This window comes from Pedobacter paludis, from assembly GCF_003173575.1.
Taxonomy (GTDB): domain Bacteria; phylum Bacteroidota; class Bacteroidia; order Sphingobacteriales; family Sphingobacteriaceae; genus Pedobacter; species Pedobacter paludis.
Genome location: NZ_QGNY01000005.1, coordinates 446450 through 467172 on the forward strand (window position 1 = coordinate 446450; position 20723 = coordinate 467172).

General features: G+C 38.0%; 11 protein-coding genes. All 11 read right to left on the reverse strand.

Features of this window, described 5'->3' with window-relative positions:
- Positions 1-24 precede the first annotated feature (24 nt).
- Complete coding sequence (gene sov / locus DF947_RS16075; RefSeq protein WP_109931053.1) at positions 25-7209, reverse strand: T9SS outer membrane translocon Sov/SprA; 7185 nt, start codon at positions 7207-7209, stop codon at positions 25-27.
- 11 nt (positions 7210-7220) lie between these two features.
- Complete coding sequence (gene ruvA / locus DF947_RS16080) at positions 7221-7805, reverse strand: Holliday junction branch migration protein RuvA (protein WP_109931054.1); 585 nt, start codon at positions 7803-7805, stop codon at positions 7221-7223.
- Positions 7806-7808: 3 nt separating this feature from the next.
- Positions 7809-10124, reverse strand: a complete 2316-nt coding sequence (locus tag DF947_RS16085; RefSeq protein ID WP_109931055.1) for an NADP-dependent malic enzyme — start codon at positions 10122-10124, stop codon at positions 7809-7811.
- 161 nt (positions 10125-10285) lie between these two features.
- On the reverse strand, positions 10286-12814 hold the full coding sequence (locus DF947_RS16090; protein ID WP_109931056.1) for a phosphocholine-specific phospholipase C: 2529 nt from the start codon (positions 12812-12814) through the stop codon (positions 10286-10288).
- 99 nt (positions 12815-12913) lie between these two features.
- Positions 12914-14323: a lytic transglycosylase domain-containing protein gene (locus DF947_RS16095; RefSeq protein WP_109931057.1), complete on the reverse strand. Its 1410-nt coding sequence runs from the start codon at positions 14321-14323 to the stop codon at positions 12914-12916.
- 125 nt (positions 14324-14448) lie between these two features.
- Positions 14449-15867 (reverse strand): Asp-tRNA(Asn)/Glu-tRNA(Gln) amidotransferase subunit GatA, encoded by a 1419-nt coding sequence (gatA, locus tag DF947_RS16100; protein ID WP_109931058.1) that lies wholly within the window; start codon positions 15865-15867, stop codon positions 14449-14451.
- Positions 15868-15885: 18 nt separating this feature from the next.
- The gene (locus tag DF947_RS16105; protein WP_029287719.1) at positions 15886-16086 is read right to left on the reverse strand and encodes a Sec-independent protein translocase subunit TatA/TatB; all 201 of its coding nucleotides are present in this window, start codon (positions 16084-16086) and stop codon (positions 15886-15888) included.
- A gap of 12 nt (positions 16087-16098) precedes the next feature.
- Entirely contained in the window at positions 16099-16458 is a 360-nt protein-coding gene (locus DF947_RS22650; protein WP_109931059.1) for a Sec-independent protein translocase subunit TatA/TatB, read from the reverse strand.
- A 46-nt stretch (positions 16459-16504) separates the two neighbouring features.
- Positions 16505-17809 (reverse strand): murein hydrolase activator EnvC family protein, encoded by a 1305-nt coding sequence (locus tag DF947_RS16115; protein ID WP_109931060.1) that lies wholly within the window; start codon positions 17807-17809, stop codon positions 16505-16507.
- 419 nt (positions 17810-18228) lie between these two features.
- A complete protein-coding gene (locus DF947_RS16120; protein WP_109931061.1) occupies positions 18229-19020 on the reverse strand; it encodes a DUF4292 domain-containing protein in 792 nt (263 codons plus the stop codon).
- Entirely contained in the window at positions 18998-20692 is a 1695-nt protein-coding gene (locus DF947_RS16125; protein WP_109931062.1) for a tetratricopeptide repeat protein, read from the reverse strand. The genes DF947_RS16120 and DF947_RS16125 overlap by 23 nt, the downstream gene beginning before the upstream one ends.
- Between the last annotated feature and the right edge of the window lie 31 nt (positions 20693-20723).

The following is a 20723-nucleotide window of genomic DNA, read 5'->3' on the forward strand; positions in this document are numbered from 1 at the left end:
TTCTGCCCTAAAGTTTATTTCTCTCTAATTCAGCGTAAATCTTAAGCTAAAGCCAAAATTACTAAACGAAGTATTAAACGTTTGCGAAGTGTATGGTTTGGTGATGTTCGAATCGTAAAATAATTTGATGTTAAATTTCTGGTTTAGCACGTAATCTACACTTGGCCTTAAGGTAATGTTCTTGGCTCCAGATGAAACTTCGGCTTCGGTAACATCAGCACGATAGATTACGGTTTTGTTGTCTCTAATGGCCACATCCAATTTGAAATCCATATTGTTATCCATCTTTAAGCTTTTAAACCATCCAAAAGGGAAACGGAATTTCGTTGTTCTGTAACCCAAGCCCAAAACCATATTGTTTTCTGATAGTTGTGCAAGCTGACTATTGGCCAAACTCAAGCCCAATAATCTCGATCTGTTTAACTCAAACGATGCAGTTAGGTTATTTTTAAAACGGGTATCAACACCAACAAGAGGCGAGAAATATTCTGAAATCGTTACCTGTGCAAACTGGAATTGTGGCAAGAAGTTATTGTTTACATCTCTATTGCTCGAAAATCCGTTTGTTTCATTATACCTTAACAACGAATTATAGCCATTTACATTATACGCTGAGCGATATCCGTGTCTAATGTCTACCGAAGAAAACTTATCGGCGATAAAAGGAATCCTAGTTAAACCGCTGTAGGTTAAGCTCCAGTTCGGCAACGGAATTTTAGGGAATGCATTCATGGATATTTTGCTGGCATCTTTACCGGCATAAGCAGCTAAAAACGCAGATATAATTACATCCTGACTTTCTTTACCATAACCATCTGCATAACCACCGTTAACACCGTTTGAGTTTGGATTCTGTACACCCAATCTTCTCGAAATAATTAGCCTATTATTCATAAACTGTTGAAACAGGCCAGAAACCAAAGTGGAATTATTTTCTTTAAACGCTGTTCCTAAGGCTATGTATGAGATGCTATAATCACCTGTTGTAATTGCACTTAAATTTTCGAAAGATGAAGCGCTTGCCACATACCTAAAGTTGGTAGAGAAGTTTCTCGTTTGCGCTTTGTTGGCCCGCAGCGTAATCCGTAAATCTCTAAAAGGCTCCATCTGCCCTGTTAAACTTAAATCTTCTCTCAAAGTGTTTACGTAAAGCTGATTTTGCAAAGTATCTGTTGTTAACCAACCATTGCCCAATGCCATTTCGCGGATGTCTCTCTGACTTCCGAAAACGAAGCCTAAGCCTGGCGCTCCAGTTACACTTTCAATCCCAAAATAGTTGGTTTTAGGTAAATAACCTGGCAAGAAAATCCCTTTGGTTTGTGTATAAGCGGCATTTATATTTTTAACACTCGTTAATAAATTGATGAAGAAATTTTTTGTTTTATTTCCCTCTTCACTATTACTTGCATTTCTTATAAAACCAAACTTATTGTATAATGTAGTTAAATTTAAAGTTGGATTAAGCTGAACCGTTCTACTGTTTTGAACCGTGTTTCCTAAATTAATATTTGGATCTAATAGCGTAGATAGTGGTTCGGTTTGCCAGTTAAATACTGTTCCGTAACGGGTTTTAACCGTTACCCAGTTTAAGCCGGGAATTTTATCTATCGGAAGGTTATATGTTACATTTAAATTGTGGTTATAATCTGTCGTTCTACCCAAACGTTTAAGGTTTTGCCAAACTGTATCGCGTTTTAAACCTTCAATTCTTCCATCTGGTTCATCAATAATGGAGTAGTTGGTTGCATTAAAATCTAATTGTAAAGAACGGGTTAAATTCCATGCAATTCCGTAAACCCTGCTCATTCTAAAGTTTTTATTGAAGGTTGTTCCAAATCCGTTTTGATAAACTGGAAGTGAATTGTTTGGATCGTTATTTCTTAGCGTATTTTCCGAATACAAACGATCTACATCTATCCTAAAATTAATCGCACTTGGGAAAATACTAAAGTTAAAATCCTTCAGCAAAGCCAGCATATTCGATTTGATAATTTTTTCGAATGGTGCATAAATTTTTGATTCTTTTGAATAGCTATACTGTAATGAGGCCCGATATGTATTCTGCAAACTGCTTTGATTGATAAAATCGCGGTGATTGTATTGCGTGTAAGCATAGCTTGCTGCAAAGTTTTCTACATCCCAAAGGTGAACAGGTTTTGTATTATTGGTACGCTCTTTACGCACATTGGTAAAGTTAATACCTCTTCGAACGGTATAATCCTGTGCAAAGTTTAATATCGAATCTTTTTGCTCTTTTGTAGATTGATCCAGAGCATTCTTCAGTTCGATATCTGGTGTGCGTGGATTGTATTGTGGAGTTGAAACCTGTTTAGAATAACTTACAAACATCGGAATTTTTACTCCCGATTTTTGTGGAAGGAATTTACCCAGCTCTACTGCTGATGAAACATCCAACAGAACATTATCTGCTCGGTTTCTTTCGCTCACTCTAGAATCAATAGATCCAAATCCGATAGTCGATTTACTTCCGGAAATATTAACGTCGGCAAAATCGGCCAACTTTAAATTCAATCGAGCTGTTGCTGCCCAGCCACCTTTTTCATCAAATTCGGTTAAGCGCAATTCGTTAAACCAAACCAAAACGCTTTTATCCAAACCATCATCTCCTTCGGGATTTGCAAGGTTGCGCAATGGATTTTTCACCCCTACCATGTAAACTCTTACTTTACTCATGTCGGGCTGTCCTTTTACAATAATTGTTCTGGTTCCATCAAAATAAGTATACGGAACGTTAATTGGCCAAGGCTGTCCGTTGGCTTGTTTTGCAACATTACGAGCCAATTTTGCATTTTGGAAAAGCGTTAAATCTACATCCATCCTATTTGCTTCTGGCCAAATGGCATCTGGATCGCTTGTACCGGGTTGTGTAACTTTTAGTGGCTGAACATATTCGTAATAGTTATCCTGATTGTCGGTTCCAATTCTTAAGAAAGCGGCAACTTCATTATCACTTAAAACAAGGTTGTTTATCGCCTCTGCGTGAATAAACATTTCTAAATGTTTGTAAGAACGGAAATCGCTGTAGGCGGTTTTAAACGCCGCTCTACCGTAACCATCACGCAAAGTTTTCACACTAACAGATAAAGACTGTTCATTTAAACGTGTATCGCCACGGTAATTGCTATAATCTCGTTCACGAACAATTCCTGGAGGCGTTACATAAGGAATTGGCGAACGTTTTCCATTCTCTTCAATGTTAACGGTAGAAACTTCGATGGTCGAATTATCTGGTGTTAATGCAGGCAAAGCCGGATCTATAATCGCCTGATCTCCTGTATTTTTAGCATTATATTCTCTCCATTCTCCACGGATCAATTGCAATTTAGCGAAACGCATTACGGCGGTATCCGTAAAATTCGTCATAAACATTCTAAAGAAACGGATTGATTTAAAATCCTGAATGTTGCCTACTTTAGATTGATACTGGCTAATTGGAATTCTAAACTGATACCATGAAACGGCTTGAGTATTTCCATTGGCCAGTTTAACCTGCGATATTACTTTATCCGTAATAAAATTCTGACCTACAACTAAATCTGCAGGGCGCATGGATACTTTGTACTGGAAGTATTCATCGCTTTGCGTCATGTTGTTATCGCGATTAATATCTTCTCCATCTGGCAACGAAGTTGAAGCAGAGTTTTCGATTCCTAATTCCTCCTGAGATTGTTGCGATGTTTTTGAGTTTCCTTCTGGTCCGTTATATTTTTCGTAGCGTTTTAAGATTCCGGCATTGATTTGATCTAGCGCTGGCCCTCTAAAATAAGTATAATTATCTGATGCTGGATCGGCATCTATTGCAGCGGCAGCTGTTGCATTTAACTGTGATTTAATCTGTGTTATTGCCGCAGCAAATTTGGCTCTTTCATTGGCATCCGATAAACCATCCAAACCAACATCCTGTGCTTTACGGGCATCGGGATTATTATCAAATGCCTGCACAACAGGTTGCAGTTTTGGAACGCGACCCCAATTTGTTTCATCATATTTAGTTGGGTCATCACCTGCAGGCAAACCATTTTCCAATGATTTACGACCATCTTTTAGAATATCTTCTGAAATATTGCCCAAATTGAAATATACATCTCCACCAGCCGAATTTGGTTTATAAATATACGGGTCCATTACCCAAAGCTCAATAAAGCCAACATTCAAGGCTTCAAAATCATTCGTTTCAATTTTGCGTTGGAAACCTGCCCATCTATCTCTAGGATTTAACAATCTTCCATCATTGGCGAAGCCTGTGGTACTAAAGTTATATGGCCCACGTAAGGTTGGGTAATAGGCAACATCGAAAGTTGTGATGTTTAAAGCTTGCCCTGTAGCGGTTTCCTTAAACGGGAAAACCTCTTGTTCAATTACTTCTCTTACATAATGATTGGAAAGTTCGTTTCTATTGTTACGAATATTTGCCGGTGTTGTAGAAGCAGCCGAATTGTAGAAAGTTGGATCGATATTATAAAAAGCTACTCTTGCCCTGTTGTAGCCATAAGCCAAATCATTTATAAGTTGCGATTCCTGAAACATTTGTGGCGTACCAGAAAGTTGCCAAGAAATAGCGCTTTTTAAATCGATAACAGATCTTGATGCTTCAAAATCGTCCAGATAACTTACCCCATTTTTACTGCCGGCAAAATTTAAGGCTCTCGGATGACCAGGAATTAGCTGTGCAAATTCTCCATAAAAAGTTACGCTTGATGGTGCCTTAGTAGAAATTAAAGGAATTTTATCAACCAGTTTAGTTAAAAATCTTGATGGCGAACTGTAATTTAAATCGGCACCCCAGATGGTATTTGAAATGGGCTCCTCACCAATATTTACTTTTTGAGTTAGGGGTTTCTCCGTCAGGTTCATGATGGTACCACCCAAATTCAGTTTGTTATTTACACGGTAATCCAGTCGGGTTCCGAATAAAGATCTTTGTTGCAAACCAAAAAGCTCGTTGTTTTCAGTAGTAATTCTAATCGGCTGACCAGAAGTTAACAGCGCCTGATTAATAATGCTCACTCGACCGCCTTGGTAATCCACGGTAAAGTCGACACCTTCGGTTAGAGGCATAGTACCGGCAAAAACTTTTACCGATCCTTCAGGAACATTAATTGCGTTTAAGCTGAATTCAGAAGAAACCTCCGATTGGTAATTTCCCTTAAGCACATATCTATTCTGGTTTTGAAACAATTGTTTGGCAATTGTCTGCGTGGAATCGTAAAGGGCTGTAAAAGTATATTTATCGATCAGCGCCTGCTCACTTGGCAAAAATTTATCTGCCAAATCCTTTCCAAAAGGTTCAATAATCGGGAAAATAATTCGGCCATTGGCTGGATCAATCGTAATATAGCCTGTATTGGTATTGTTAACTAATGAAGAAAGTCCAGAACTGGAAAGATTTGAACCAAAAGTACTATTTGTTCCAGCTGTACTGGAAGAGAAGTAAGATCCGAAAGCATTGTTGGCCGCAACAAAATCGAAAACTCCATCTGGCTTTCTTTCATTTTGCTGATTCAGCCGATCAAATTCTGTTAGTCCAATCCATTGTCTATTGGCCGTATTCTGGCCCTCTGTCATAATGGGTTTTTCTACACCGCTTTCATTGTCGATTCTATAAATATCAAGTTTAAAATTCTGACTGCTGATTTGATAACCACCAATTGAGTAGATGTTTTTCATCATCAAATCCCATGTTGGCAGGTTAATTTTAGTGGTTTCGTTCTTTAACAATTTGGCATATAAAACCTTTGGATTATTCGGATCGAAAGTAATATCTGTTGAGAACTCTCCCACCTGATACTCAACACCATTGTAAGTATAGCGATAAGCAACCGCCAAAACCTCATCAGAATTTAACGGATTGTTCAGGGAAATATAACCCAATTGGGGCTGAAAGGTAAACTCACGCTCGGTAAGTTTTCTGGCATAAGTTAGTTTGGCAAAATTATCTGTGCCTCTATTGGCTTGAAAAAACGAGATAACATCATTAGAATTTGTAAGCCTCGCATTTGGCGGAAGAACCTGTAATAAGTTGTTGGATTGTTGCGTAAAACCTGTAGCGGTTGTACCTGCAGGCAAGCCCGATGTTCCCCCTGTAATTTGTGCCGTGTTAAATGGTGCGTTTTCCCCCAAATCGATTAAACCCAATACATCGCGGGAATCGGTTGTATTACCAGATTTATTGGTGATCCAAACTTCGATTTTTGTAATTTGAATGGGCGATGTAATAATTGGTGCGTTGGCTAGATTTTTATTGTAATTATTTCTAAAATACTGCGCTAAGAAATAATGTTTATTGGCTTCGTAATTATCGGCACTTACACTAAAGGTATTTTGTTGTGCACCATTGGTAATCTTAATTTCTCTCGATTGCGATTTCTGCTGTGTGTAAACACTGGTTACATTTAATTTACCAAACTGAAGCTGGGTTTTAATCCCAAATAAGGCCTGTGTACCAGAAATTAACGACGTATTTAGTGGCATGCTTACATTACCTGCCTCAATTTTTTTGATGATGTCGTCTGGTCCGCCGGTGTAATCGAGTTTGATTTGGTTCTCAAAATCGAACTGGGCTTCTGTATTGTAGTTACTTTTTATTTTCAACTTTGTACCAATATTTCCCACAAGATCCATCTGAATCCTTTGGTTAAAATCGAAGTTGGTCTGTACTCTTTGTCTTTCGTTAAAAAGTGGATTTTCGTTTTTGTTTATCCGTCCTAGAAAAGTTAGTTCAGCTTCCCCACGGGGTTGAATATCTATAGTAGAACCACCAAATAATTTCTCGAAAGCTTTACTGTTTACCTGAATTTGAGGAATAATTCCAGTGCTTCTGTAATCGCTAACCTCTGCATTAGAAATACTGCGCCAGTTGTCGCGTTTTATTTCGCTATTAACCAGGCGGGAATATTCGTCAATAGTTAAATACTGCGTTTGCGTAACGTACTTATCGCCAATTAATTCCTTAACAACGTAGCGTTTGTTCTTGGCATCGTACTCTACAATTCTTTTAATATTACTTGGTAATGGATAAAATGGATTTGTTGACGGGCTAATCCCAAGCAATTGTTTTTCGCGTAGGCTAAAGTTATTTTTGGACGCAGTTGTATCTGCTTTGCCCGGAATTACCTGAGAGAAGGTGTTTTGAGAGGCAAATAAAATGAATAGTGGGATGAGAAATAATAGGGTATATATTCTCTTCAAAGGCGTTAGTTCTATAAATTTTTCAAAGCTTGTTTAATTAGTTGCTCAACCGAAAGTGTTCCTTCTGTTCCTTTTAATATTTGATCGATGGTTTTTTCGGCAGTTTGTTTGGCAAATCCGAGCATTACCAAAGCTGATAACGCTTCATCTTTAACTGTATTGTGCAAAGGCATAGAAATTAATGAATCTACGCCTTCTTTTTTTAATTTATCCTGTAATTCCAATACCAATCGTTGAGCCGTTTTGGCACCCAAACCTTTAATCCGTTGGATTAGCGGAAGATCTGCATGAACAATTGCGGCCTGGATTTCTAATGGTGTTATGGATGATAAAATCATCCTGCCAGTGTTTGGGCCAATGCCCGATACCGAAATTAAATGTAAAAATAAACGGCGTTCGCCTTCATCAGCGAAGCCGTATAAGGTGTGTGCATCTTCTTTTACATGCAGCCAAGTATATAATTTACACTTTTCACCATCTGCAAGGTTGCTGTATGTATTTAAAGATATGTTAATATGATAGCCTATACCTCCGGCTTCAACCACAACATAAGCTGGGCTTTTAAAAGCTAATTTACCATCAATATAGGCGTACATGTTTTACTTCTTAGTTGTTTTACCAAATATACCTTTTCGTTTCGATGCGGCAATCTCTTCTTTTGCCTGAACATCTACAACTGCAATAGTAACCATATTTACAATCTCTCTCACCGAACTTCCCAATTGAACAATATGAACAGGTTTGTTTAATCCTAACAAGATTGGACCAACCGCTTCGGCACCACCCAGTTCTTGCAAAAGTTTGTATGCAATGTTACCCGATTCCAAGTTAGGAAAAATTAAGGTATTTGCTGGCGCATCTGCCAAAGTACTGAAAGGGAAATTATCTTTTAACAACTCGTTGTTTATGGCAAAGTTACCCTGCATTTCTCCATCAACAACTACCTCTGGATGGTTTTTATGAAGTAATCTGGCTGTTTCCCTAACTTTTTCTGGTGTTACGCCATCATTAGAGCCAAAGTTTGAATAAGAAAGCAGAGCGATGCGAGGCTTGATGTTAAACTGTTTTACAGATTTATCCAACAACAAAGTAATATCTACCAATTCTTCTGCCGTTGGATCAACGTTAACAGTCGTATCGCCAAAGAAAACCGGGCCTTTTTTCGTCATCATCATGTACATACCTGCAACACGCTTAACGCCAGGTTCTACACCGATAACATGCAAAGCAGGCTTAATTGTAGAGCCATAGTTTTTTGTTAAACCTGAAATCATGGCATCTGCTTCTCCAAACTCAACCATTGATGCACCAAAATAGTTACGATCTCTCAATAACTTTGTAGCATCGCTTGCAGAAACACCTTTACGTTGACGTTTCTTATACAGCGCCTCAGCATATTTTTTGGTTTTTTCTGGTTCTTGCATCTGATCGATAATCAAGGCACCTTCCAGTTCTAAAGCATGTTCATCAATAATGGTTTGTATTTTATCTTTGTTTCCTAAAAGGATAGGAATTGCGATGCCTTCATCTTTAACAATTTGTGCGGCCTTTAAAATTTTATAATTATCAGCCTCTGCAAATACAACACGTTTTGGGTCTGATTTTGCTTTTGTTGTAATGGCACGCATAATTACATCGTCCAAACCTAAACGCTTTCTCAATTCTTCTGAGTATGCATCCCAATCGGTGATGATTTTCCGAGCCACGCCACTTTCTATTGCCGCTTTAGCTACCGCGATAGATACTTCGGTAATTAACCTGAAATCTACCGGTTTCGGAATGATGTATTCTTTTCCGAATTTAAGATTACGGGCATTATAAGCCAAGTTAACAGCCTCCGGAACTGATTTTTTAGCCAATTCTGCAATAGCTTTAACTGCAGCGATTTTCATTGCTTCGTTAATACTGGTTGCACGAACATCCAAAGCACCACGGAAAATATATGGGAAGCCTAAAACGTTATTAACCTGGTTCGGATAATCGGAACGGCCTGTAGCCATAATGATATCCTTACGGGTTTTAATCGCCAACTCATAAGCAATCTCCGGGTTAGGATTAGCCATGGCAAAAACGATTGGATTTTTAGCCATCGAGCTTAACATTGGAGCCGTAACACAATCAGCAGAAGAAAGACCAATAAATACATCAGAGTCTTTCATTGCTTCTTCAAGCGTGTTGATTTTTCTATCTGTAGCAAATTCAGCTTTAATATCATCTAACACCGCACGATCTTTACGGATAACCCCCGAGCGATCGCACATGATGATGTTTTCTTTTTTTGCACCTAAAGAAACATATAGTTTTGTACAGGAAATTGCAGCGGCACCAGCACCGTTAACCACAATTTTAATCTTGTCCATCTTTTTCTTGAAGATCTCGCAGGCATTTAACAACGCAGCGGCAGAAATAATTGCCGTACCATGTTGATCATCATGCATAACCGGAATGTTCATTTCCTCTTTCAAACGGCGCTCGATTTCAAAACATTCTGGAGCTTTGATATCCTCTAAGTTTACACCGCCAAAAGTTGGCTCTAACGCTTTAACAATTTTTACAAAGTCATCTACATTTTTGGTATCTAACTCTAAATCGAATACATCGATATCAGCAAAAATTTTGAAAAGCAATCCTTTACCTTCCATAACTGGTTTACCAGCTTCAGGACCGATATCGCCTAAGCCTAAAACAGCTGTACCATTACTAATTACCGCAACTAAATTTCCTTTTGCGGTATATTTATAAACGTCTTCTTTATTTTCTGCAATTTTTAAGCATGGTTCTGCAACACCAGGAGAGTAGGCTAAAGTTAAATCTCTTTGCGAATTAGTAGGTTTTGTGGGTACTACTTGAATCTTTCCCGGACGACCTTGAGCGTGATAATCAAGTGCATCTTGCTTTCTATTGGTTTTACTCATTACGTAACTTATTAGTGACGGCGCAAAGGTACAATTCTTTTATTAGGCAAGAAATAAATATCCTGTTCATTTAAGAATAAACAGAAGCTTTAAAACAGAAAAACCAATATATGCACCAGCAAATATTGGTTTTAAAAAATTATTAGAATGTGGTTTTATGCTTAAACTTTTCCCATAACAGGATCTGTAAAACTTTCTTTCCCGGTTTCTATCCTGCCTGCAAAACGTTGCATAAAAAGGCTGTTGGCGTCAGATTTAATTTCAAAATCGTACCATCCAAAACTAGACTTTAAATCCAGTACAATGGCTTCTTCCGTTTTTGGGAGGATTGTTTTTCTGAGCTCTTTCCCCTTGTAACCCAAATCTGTTAATTGGATGTTCACTGGATTGTTGCCCGAGTTTTTAAACAAAAGCTTGATGTTTCCAGTTGGGGCTTTGGTTAATCTATTTAGCTCATTATCGGCACTAATTGTTAATACCGGATCATTGGCTGTTCCTGTAAATTCCCTAAAAAAACCATTTGGCCCGTTTAACCTGAGATGATATTTTCCATCTTCGAAAGAATTAATGGGCCAGCTATATTGGAGATTATCGTTTGCTTTTACTGCGAACGACCAGTTTCTGCAAATTTCTTCCTTCTGATTATCATCCTTGAATTTAACTGGTGCATATACTGTAAAAGGCGCCCCAGATGCCTGCTTTCCAAAAATTTGATTACTCGTAGCCATATTAATCTGAAAAGATCTTTTATCGGAAGAAAGTGAACCACCAGCCAATAATTGATACGGTAACGCACAGGCCTTACGGATTCCCTTTTCTTGCCTCGACATTAGATTTGCAGATGTACCGTTAATGGCCTTCTTTATTTCATCGTTTGATAAAGCCTTAAAAGCATTAGGCTCTTCCTTAAATTTCGCATTAAAAATGGTCTCTACAAATGCATCGCGATTTAAAAACGGAAGCTTTTCTGATGCCGGATCAAATGGTGCAAATGCTGATGTTAAATTTCCAGAGATGGTTCTTCGCCACTGACTAATATTCTCCAGATGAAGATTTTTATTATATTTTTTGTTTACAAATTCTTCTAAAAACTGAAGTGTAGAAGTATGATCGAAAAGTTGTGAACATACTTTCCCGCCTCTACTCCATGGGGAAGCAATTAACATCGGCACACGGAAACCTAAACCAATTGGTGCTTCTCTAGCTCCTTTTTCAGAAACACCCTGTTTTAGCTCATTCGCCAGACGCACATGCTCAATTTCTGTATCTATTCCCTCAGAAACTTTTCCGGTTTCTGGTTTATTGCTATCCGGAATCGAGAACGGTGGAACATGGTCATAATAACCATCATTTTCATCATAGGTAACAATGAAAATCGTTTTCTTCCAAACCTCTGGATTTTTGGTTAAAATATCCATCACTTCCGAAACGTACCAGGCGCCATACCAGGGTGCACTTGGGTGATCAGAAAAATTTTGAGGACCAGCAAGCCATGAAACCGTAGGTAATTTTCCCGAGTTTACATCTTGCCTAAACTGGTGCAATACATCGCCCTTTGGAACACTAACTTCCCGTTCTTTCCCGCCATCATTGTATTTCACAGATGCTATGTTTCTATAATCTGGGTCTTTTTCGTTTACTACAAATGCTCTGTAAAATAATCCCTTTTGTTCATCTGTTAATTTAGCAAAGTTTTTTTCATTCCATTTTTCCAGCTCGGCAGTTGCATCATCCAAAGCCTTCATTTTATTTTTTAAATCTGCTTGGATTTTTTTCGAGGCAGCGTCACTTGATGGACTTGCTTCCTGAAGTTTATTGATTTCGCCAGGCAAAGTATCTACTTGTTTTTGAAGACTTTCGATATACTTAGGTTTGAATTTAACGTTATACGCTTTAAAAAACTCTAGAAGATTACAGCCAAAGTTAGAAAGCCAAGCCCGTTCCTCGCCTTTAAAACCTCCACCACAACTGGTTTCATTTTGATAAAATTTCCAGTTAATTCTATTTTCTTCTAAAAGTTCAGGAAAGGTTTTCCAGGGAAGCTTAGCATAAGCGAAGTCATCATTTCTAATGTGTGCTTTTTGAATCCCGGCATCTTCATGAGTGATTTTGCCCGTCCAAAAAAAAGATCTGTTCGGCGTTGTGCTTGTCATCGCAGAGCAAAAGTTCTGATCGCAAATGGTAAAGGCATCTGCAAGCGCATAGTTAAACGGGAGATCCTCACGCGTGTAATGGCCAAGCGTTAAAGGCATTTGAGCGTAACTTTTGTTGCCCGATTTTTTAGCCAACAACCATTTATCATATTTTCCTTCATTGTAGGCATCTACCTGACTTGCACGAGAATGCGGAAGCGATCCCATCCAGGTGACTTTAGTATCCTTAATGTTTAAACGAAAAGGGGCATATGTATTTCCAGTAGCATCGGTTTGGAACCATACTGGCTTTTGATCGGGAAGGGTAATTGCTCTTGGATCGTTAAAACCCCGAACACCTTGTAAACTTCCAAATGCGTGATCGAAGGAGCGATTTTCCTGCATTAAAATTACAATGTGTTCGGCATCCAAATAAGTACTTCCAGCAATTGGATCAATTGCTAAGGCTCTTTGAATAGATGAAGGCATTACAGTGGCTAGACCTGTTGCGCCTGAAAGCAGTAAAGATTTACGGAGAAATTCTCTTCTGGTATCCATGATATGTTAAAATAATTTAAAGCAAATTAAATCTATTTTAACATTAATTAAATAAAGCGAAAGTTAATTATATGTAAATCGATAACATTGTTACAAATATTATCCCTTACTAATTTTCAATATCATACCCGGTTGTAAGCCTGCTTTAGCCAACTTATTATCTCTCTTAATGTTTTGAACGGTTGACCCATTAAATTTCTCTGCAATTTCAGAAAGTGTATCGCCCATTTTTACCTTGTAACTTAAAAAAGAAGCTGGAGCCTTTAGCTTGTTGTTATTTTTGGTATAAATTTTTAATCGCTGACCAGGAACAATGGTTTTACTTTTCAGTTCGTTCCAAACTTTTAAGTCTTGAACCTCTACACCATACTTATCTGCAACAGCATTAAGACTTTGGCCCGAGGTTACTTTGTGGTAAATTATGTTGCCATTTGATGTAGATGAAACAGCCAGTTTCTTTTTTCGTAAATCCCGAACATCATCTGTACTGGCTTGGATAATTCTCATATCCACATCATTTGTAGAATTGTTTAGCACGTCATAAACCCCTGCATAATCATAATCTTTTAGCTTGGGCATTACTATTCGCTTCGGAAGTTCATCCGTACCATTTACAATTTTTTTCTTATAAGATGGGTTTAAAGCAAACAAGGTGGATTCTTCTACATTTAACGCTTTAGCCAGTGTTGATAAGGAGATAAATTTATTAACCTGAACAGTATCTGTTTTTAAGAAAAGATTACAGGCCTGAGCTGTAATTTGATGCTTTCCAGAATAATTCATAACGTAAACAGCAGCGATAAATGCCGGCACATAATTTCGGGTTTCCTTAGGCAAAAACTGCCTGATCTCCCAAAAATCTCTTGATCCTGCCTTATCAATTGCCCGGGTTACATTACCCTTGCCACAGTTATAAGCGGCAATGGCCAACAACCAATCGCCCAGTTCTTCGAACGCATCTCTAAAGTACGCCGCGGCAGCATAACTGGCTTGAATGGGGTCTTTCCGTTCATCAACAAAATTATCCATTTTTAAACCGTAGGCTTTTCCGGTGCCAAACATAAATTGCCAAATACCCGTTGCGCCAACCCTAGAAATGGCATGTGGATTCATCTGCGACTCTACAATGGTTAAATACTTTATCTCAGTCGGAAGATTATAATCCTTTAATGCCTTATCAAAAATTGGAAAGTAATAATTAGATAATCCAATCATTTTGCCAAACATGTCTTTACGCTTGGCATAAATATCAATGTACTGTTGCACGTATTCATTGTAAGGCAACGGAATGGTTTTTACAATCGAATCTAACCTAAGCTTGTAAATATAATTTTGGCCCATCAACAATGGGTTTTCATAAATAAGCGGAACAGCTACTGTATCTGTATTTACGAAAATATTGTTCTGACCTTTTGAAATACTATCGGTTTTGATGGTTTGCTGCGCTGAGGCGGAAGAAATGAATCCTAGTAAAGCACAAATTGAAGTAAAAAGTAATTTTTTAATCATGGGCTATTTGGTTTATTCTCGCTGCCATAACTTGTGTTGCCACAAAGTATAAACAATATCGATCCCATTTCATTACAACAGGAATCGGGTAGCGGATTATTAACACAGCTCAACCGAGCTAATGCCTATTTTAAAAATGCCTGAGAAAAAGCCAGAAGCTTATCTTCCTCAAAATGTTTGGCTGTAAATTGAATACTTAACGGCAAACCTGCCTTATTATTGCCTAAAGGTAATGCGATAGCAGGATTACCACTTAATGATGGTAAAACTGTAAAAATATCAGCCATGTACATAACCAATGGATCTTGCATATTATCTCCTATTTTAAAAGCCGGGGTTGGTGCTACTGGTGATAAGAGTAAATCGTAATCCTGAAACAGGCTATCCAATTTCTCTCTAATCAATTTCCGCACCTGTTGCGCTTTTTGGTAATAGGCATCATAATATCCGGCGCTTAAAACAAAGGTTCCTAAAAGAATTCTTCGTTTTACTTCTTCGCCAAAACCTTCTGCACGAGATTTTTTATACAATTCGTTTAGCGATTTTGCTTCCGTATTTCTATAACCATAATGTACACCATCATATCTGGAAAGATTTGATGAAGCTTCTGCTGTAGTTAAAATATAGTAAGCCGGAACAAGATAATCCAAAAGATCAAAAGAAACATATTCTACGGTATGCCCTTTTTCTTTTAAGCTATCTATTGATTGTAAAATGGCAGCTTTAATTTCTGGATCAAGCGCATCGCTCTCAATCGTTTCCTTTAAAACAGCAATTTTTTGTTTTTCATTCCTTTCCAGTCGGGCTGGATAATCCGGAACTTCTAGCGGAGAAACTGTAGAGTCGTTTTCATCAGCGCCGGCCAAAACCTGTAATAGCAACGCAGCGTCTTCAACAGATGAGGTGATTGGTCCAACCTGATCAAAAGAAGAAGCGTAAGCAATTACGCCGTATCTGGAAATACGCCCATAGGTTGGTTTTAACCCAATCTGACCACAAAAAGCAGCAGGCTGTCTAACCGATCCACCGGTATCGGTACCTAGGGCAGACAAACACATATCGGCTTGAACAGCAACTGCCGAACCGCCCGAAGAACCGCCTGGAACAAGTTCTGGATTGGCTGCGTTTTTTACAGGCCCGAAATACGAAGTCTCATTAGAGCCACCCATTGCAAATTCATCACAGTTTAAGCGACCGATAATTACGGCATCTTCCTGTAATAAACGTGTAACTACCGTTGACGAATAAGGCGAAACAAAACCATCAAGCATTTTTGATGAAGCCGTAACCACATGATCCTTGTAACAGATATTATCTTTAATACCGATAACCATGCCAGCAAGTTTCCCTGCTGTACCGTTTTCTATCTTTTGCTGTACCGCTTTAGCCTGAACTTCTGCCGAATAAAAAAACACCTCGTTGAATGCATTGAGGTGTTTGTTATCTTCAATTTGCTTAAAATAATAAGCCAATAAATCGGGTAGAGTTAATTGCTTTTGCGAAATGAGCGTTTGTACCTCTTTAAGAGAGCTGTATTTCTTCAAAACTATAAATTATTGCATTTAAACGGTTTTATCGCGGTTTGAAGGATCTACTTGTTCTCCATCAACACCATCTTTTCCGTCTTTAAATTCTTTAACACCTTTACCTAAACCACGCATAAGTTCAGGAATTTTTTTACCACCAAATAATAAAAGAACCACTACCGCGATAATGATTATTTCTGGCGTTCCAAGCATTGCTGCTATTGTTGTATTTAACATAACTTTTTTTGATTAAACTTTTTGACTGTCAGTTACTGTTTTTTCATCAATGGGAGTGCTAACTGAGGGATGTGGTGCATTTGCACTGGGTTCTACTTTCTCATCAACCGAAGGTTCTTCTGTTGGGTGATGGCGCTCGTTACTATTGTTTACCTGTTCTTCTTCTTTATCTAAATCCATAGCATTTATGTTTCTATGAATTTCACGCTTAACACCATCAGAGGCGTCTTTAAACTCTCTGATTCCCTTCCCTAAGCCTCTTGCCAATTCAGGTAATTTTTTACCTCCAAACAACAAAAGAACTACCACTAAAATGAGTACGATCTCTGATCCACCCATGTTTAAAAATTCTAATAACGTGCCTTGATACATCACTAATCTATTTTATACAAATATAAACATTTATAACTGTGTTCTTTTATTTACTAATCCAAGCCTCCGGATTTAAGGTAGACTGCCCTCTTCTAATCTGGAATTTCAGAATAGCATCATCTCCCGTATTGGCTACAGATCCTATCGCTTGTTTAGTATCCACCGAATTGCCAACGCTAACGCTTACCCCTCTTAAATTTTGGTAAACAGTAAAATATTCCCCGTGGCTAATTACAACTGCCGTTCTTCCCATAATATTCTGAACCATTACAACCTTACCGGCAAAAACTGCTCTAACCGTCGCACCATCACTCGTGGTAATGTCTACGCCATCGTTGGTATAGCTGGCCAAATCAACTTTATGCACACCATATCTTTCTGTTATGCTTCCTGTTGCAACCGGCCATGGCAATCGGCCTCTATTGTTCTCAAAACCAGCAGATAATCTAGCCGTCTCGGGTGTTGCCGTTAACAATTCACCTGTTGTCTTTTCTTTAGCCGCAGGCGCTGTATTTGTTTTTGGAACTGGCTTATTTTCTGCCTTTGCTTTTGCTTCCGCAGCCCTAGCTTCGGCTGCTGCCTTAGCTGCCGCTATTCTCGCTTCTTCGGCCGCTTTTCTTCTAGCTTCTTCAATTGCCCTTTGGATAGCCGCTCTAATGGCTCGATCAATTTGCTGTTGCTCTCGCTTTTTTGATGAAATATCCTGCTTAAACTGCTTCTCCTGTTTGGTCAGTTTGTTTAAAGCAACAGATTGTTGATTTTTATCTTTTCCTAAACGAGCACGCTCTTCTTCCTGTTCTCTCAACAAGCTGCTTTTTTCCTTTAAGGTCTTATCCAAAACCTTTATTTTCCCGTTCAAATCCTGCTGGGTATTTTCTATATAACCAGCCTGTTTTTTACGGTATTGACTAAACTGCTGTAAATATTTTATCCGCTTGTATGCTTGGTTAAAATCTTTTGCAGCAAAAATAAACATCATTTTATCGTATGAGTTTCTATTCCGTTGTGCAAACCTAATCATACCCGCATATTCCTTTTTAAGATCGCCCAACTGACCTTGCAACGTATGTACGGTATTTGTGTTCTGAGAGATTTGGTTATCTAGATTTTTTATTTCGGAGTTGATTGTTCCAATCTTATCCTGGCGCAATCTAATCTGTGCGTTTATGGTATTAATCTGCTGCAGTGTTAATTTTTTACCACTGGCAGTTTTGCTTAAATTCTTTTGGAGCTGCTCAATTTCCCGCTCAATAGCTTCTTTTTTCTTTCTTAGCTGGCTTTCAGTTTGGGCTGAAGCCATTAATGCAAAACAACTGAAAAACAGAATAAATAGGAGTTTGTGTACCTTCATTAAGCCAAAAGTATAAAAATTTTACAGTAAAAAATATTAAAAAGAAGATACAGACTGCGTAAATACTTCTGGCAGAACCTTCTTCACTTAATCTTCATGGTAAGCGAGAACAATTCCCGAATATAGAATTTACATCTTTTTCTTTATGGAAAGCAATTTCAGTAGCGGTTGGCTTACTGTCTTCCCGCCCTTCAATCCAAATCCTCGCCTCGTGCCTCGGCTGTGGGTTTTCCTTTACGGTCGGGTTTAGGTGGCGCAAACAGAAGTACTATTATTGGTAGTTAAACCCGACAATAGCGTAAATACTTTTTACCGAGCCATGGTAAAGGATTAGGGGTAAAAAGATTGCAGCGAATGGCGGGGCCAATTATCCCAATGAAATACTGAACGTTCTTTTCTAAAAAATAAGGCTTATAAATTTAGTTGATTACCGTATATCTCTTTGGTACAGTAAACGGAAAATCGACAGGAACATTGCCATCTATTTTTACAAACTGCAAATTGATGTTGATTTTTTTTGCACCAGAAAGGGTATTAATCTGCAGTGCGCCTGGAAACAAAAATTCGTTTAATTTTTGATAGTCAGTATAGGTAACTTTTAGCGCCTGCCCAGCTTTTGAATCGTTTAAATTCGTTTCAGAAACTTTGTAAAGGGTGTTAAATAAGAATTTATAATCAAGGGTTTCTCTATTTCCCGAAACGGTCCAAACCCCATTTTCTTGTTTAAGGGTAGATTTTTCGTTCAAAAATTCATCTACGGCATTTCCGGTTAAGATGGCTTGTAAGGTATTAAAATTAACCTGTTTATTGGTAAATGTATAGATGTAGCTAAATGGCTTTTTAATGTATTCGCTTTTTAACTTATTCATTATTTTAATGCTATCTGGCGTAATTAAAGCTCTTGCAACTTCGGCCAAACCACCCAAGGCAGTAATGCTTACCCAAATGGTTTCCTTATCTTTCATTTTGAAATTCATGGCAACATCATTGGCATCGCCAGAAATATCCAATGTAGCTTTTGCTTTTAAAGAAAGCGTATTAAACTTAAGCTGTTTGCCATTTAATAAAGTTAAAGCCTCCGATTTTGAGTTATCTGTTTTTACATCGGGCTTGGTTGGTGGTGCGACCACAATTTCTTTTTTCGGTTTACAAGCAGATAAAGAAGCTACTGTAACTAAAACTAAAAGGCTATTTAAAATATTTTTTTTCATTTATTTTTTTGTTTAATAATTCTGAGCCGTTTCCAGCTTCTTTTGCTTTTTGCCATTGTATTACGGCCTCGTCTTTGTTACCCTTCATGTAAAGGATATCGCCATAACGCTCCAAGTAAACACCGTTCTTGCTGCTATTGTTTTGCAGGGCTTTTTCTATCCAGATTTTGGCCAAATCGTACTTTTGCTGTTTAAATAAAATGAAAGCATAAGTATCTGTTACCGACGGATTATTGGGCATGGCATTGGCGGCAGTTTCTGCGTATTTTGCTGCCTTAGCCAAATCATCATTTTTTAACGCTAAATAAAAAGCATAGTTATTCATGATCAAATAATTATCTGGCTCAATACTAATGGCTTTCTCAAATGCTGTTTTAGCAGAAGCAAAATTGTTTTGGTTGATGTAAATATCGCCCTGCAGTGCATAAACCTGTGCCTGTAAACTCTTGTTTTCTACATCCAGCTGTAAAGCACTTTTTAAATTGGTTTGTGCAGATTCAAATTTGCCGGTTTTAAACTGCGCATATGCCATATAATAATATAGGCCTGCTTGATTGGGATAAATGCTCAGCGCTTCTTCACCAACTTTAACGGCTTCTTCGTAATGGCCAAGCAAAGTTTGGATGTTAATTACCTGTTCCCAAACTACATAAACCTGTTCGCTTTGTTTTAGAGCCAGCTGATATTGAACCAAAGCATCTTTAAGCTTATTCTGCTGATACAGAACATCGCCATAAAGCGCCAATGCTTTAGCAGAAGTAGGATTTTTATCCGCAACAATTTTGCTTAAATCTGTTACATTTTTAGCAACAATTGGCTGATCCAATTTTGGGAATAACGCCGCAATTATTTTTATCTTTTCATCTAATGGCATTTCTGTACTTTCGAAAGCAAGTTTTAGGGATGAAAATGCTGCATCATCATTTTTTTGTTTTCGATAAATATCGGCCAAGCCTAAATTTACCTCAAAGTTATTTGGTTCTAATTGTTGTGCTTTGGTTAATACCTTCAGTGCTTCTGGATCATTGCCTTTTTGAAGCAATAAACCTGCAGCGTATAGATAGTTTTTAACATCGGCCTGGTTGCCTTCTAATAATTTAACAATTTCACTATCGGTAGCATTACCATTTTGTTGAAATCGTTGCCTTGCTTTTGACAGATCTTTAGAAGAACCAAACTTGGCCTCTATTTCATTGTAAGTTGCCTTCGAAGCCTCAATTTGTCCGGATAAGAATTGGGCATTCGCTTTATCAAAATAATAAGAATCGTTATCGGGTAGGAGGCGTGTAAGCTGTGCAAATACTTCAACCAGTTCGGGCATTTTGTTGGTTCTTTTATAAATTTCGCCAAGCAATCTCCAATACCATTGGTTATCGGGATTTAGTTTAATGGCCTGCTTTATGTTTTGCTCTGCTTCTGACATTTTATCTTGACGGAGATTGCTATTGGCCAATTCGAAAAATGCAGCGTGATTATTTGGATCGAGCGAAACAATTTTAGAAAAATTAGTTGAAGCAGTTGCATAATTTTCAGTCATCTTTTCGCGAAGGCCGGCAAAAAAAAGTTGCTTTACCATATTGCTGTCCCGATTGGTACTTGGCAATGGATTCACCTGTCCCAAAGCGGATATACTTGAGAAAACTACTGCAAGAAAAACATATATCCTACTCATATACAATTAATGATTGAATGAGAGATTTAAT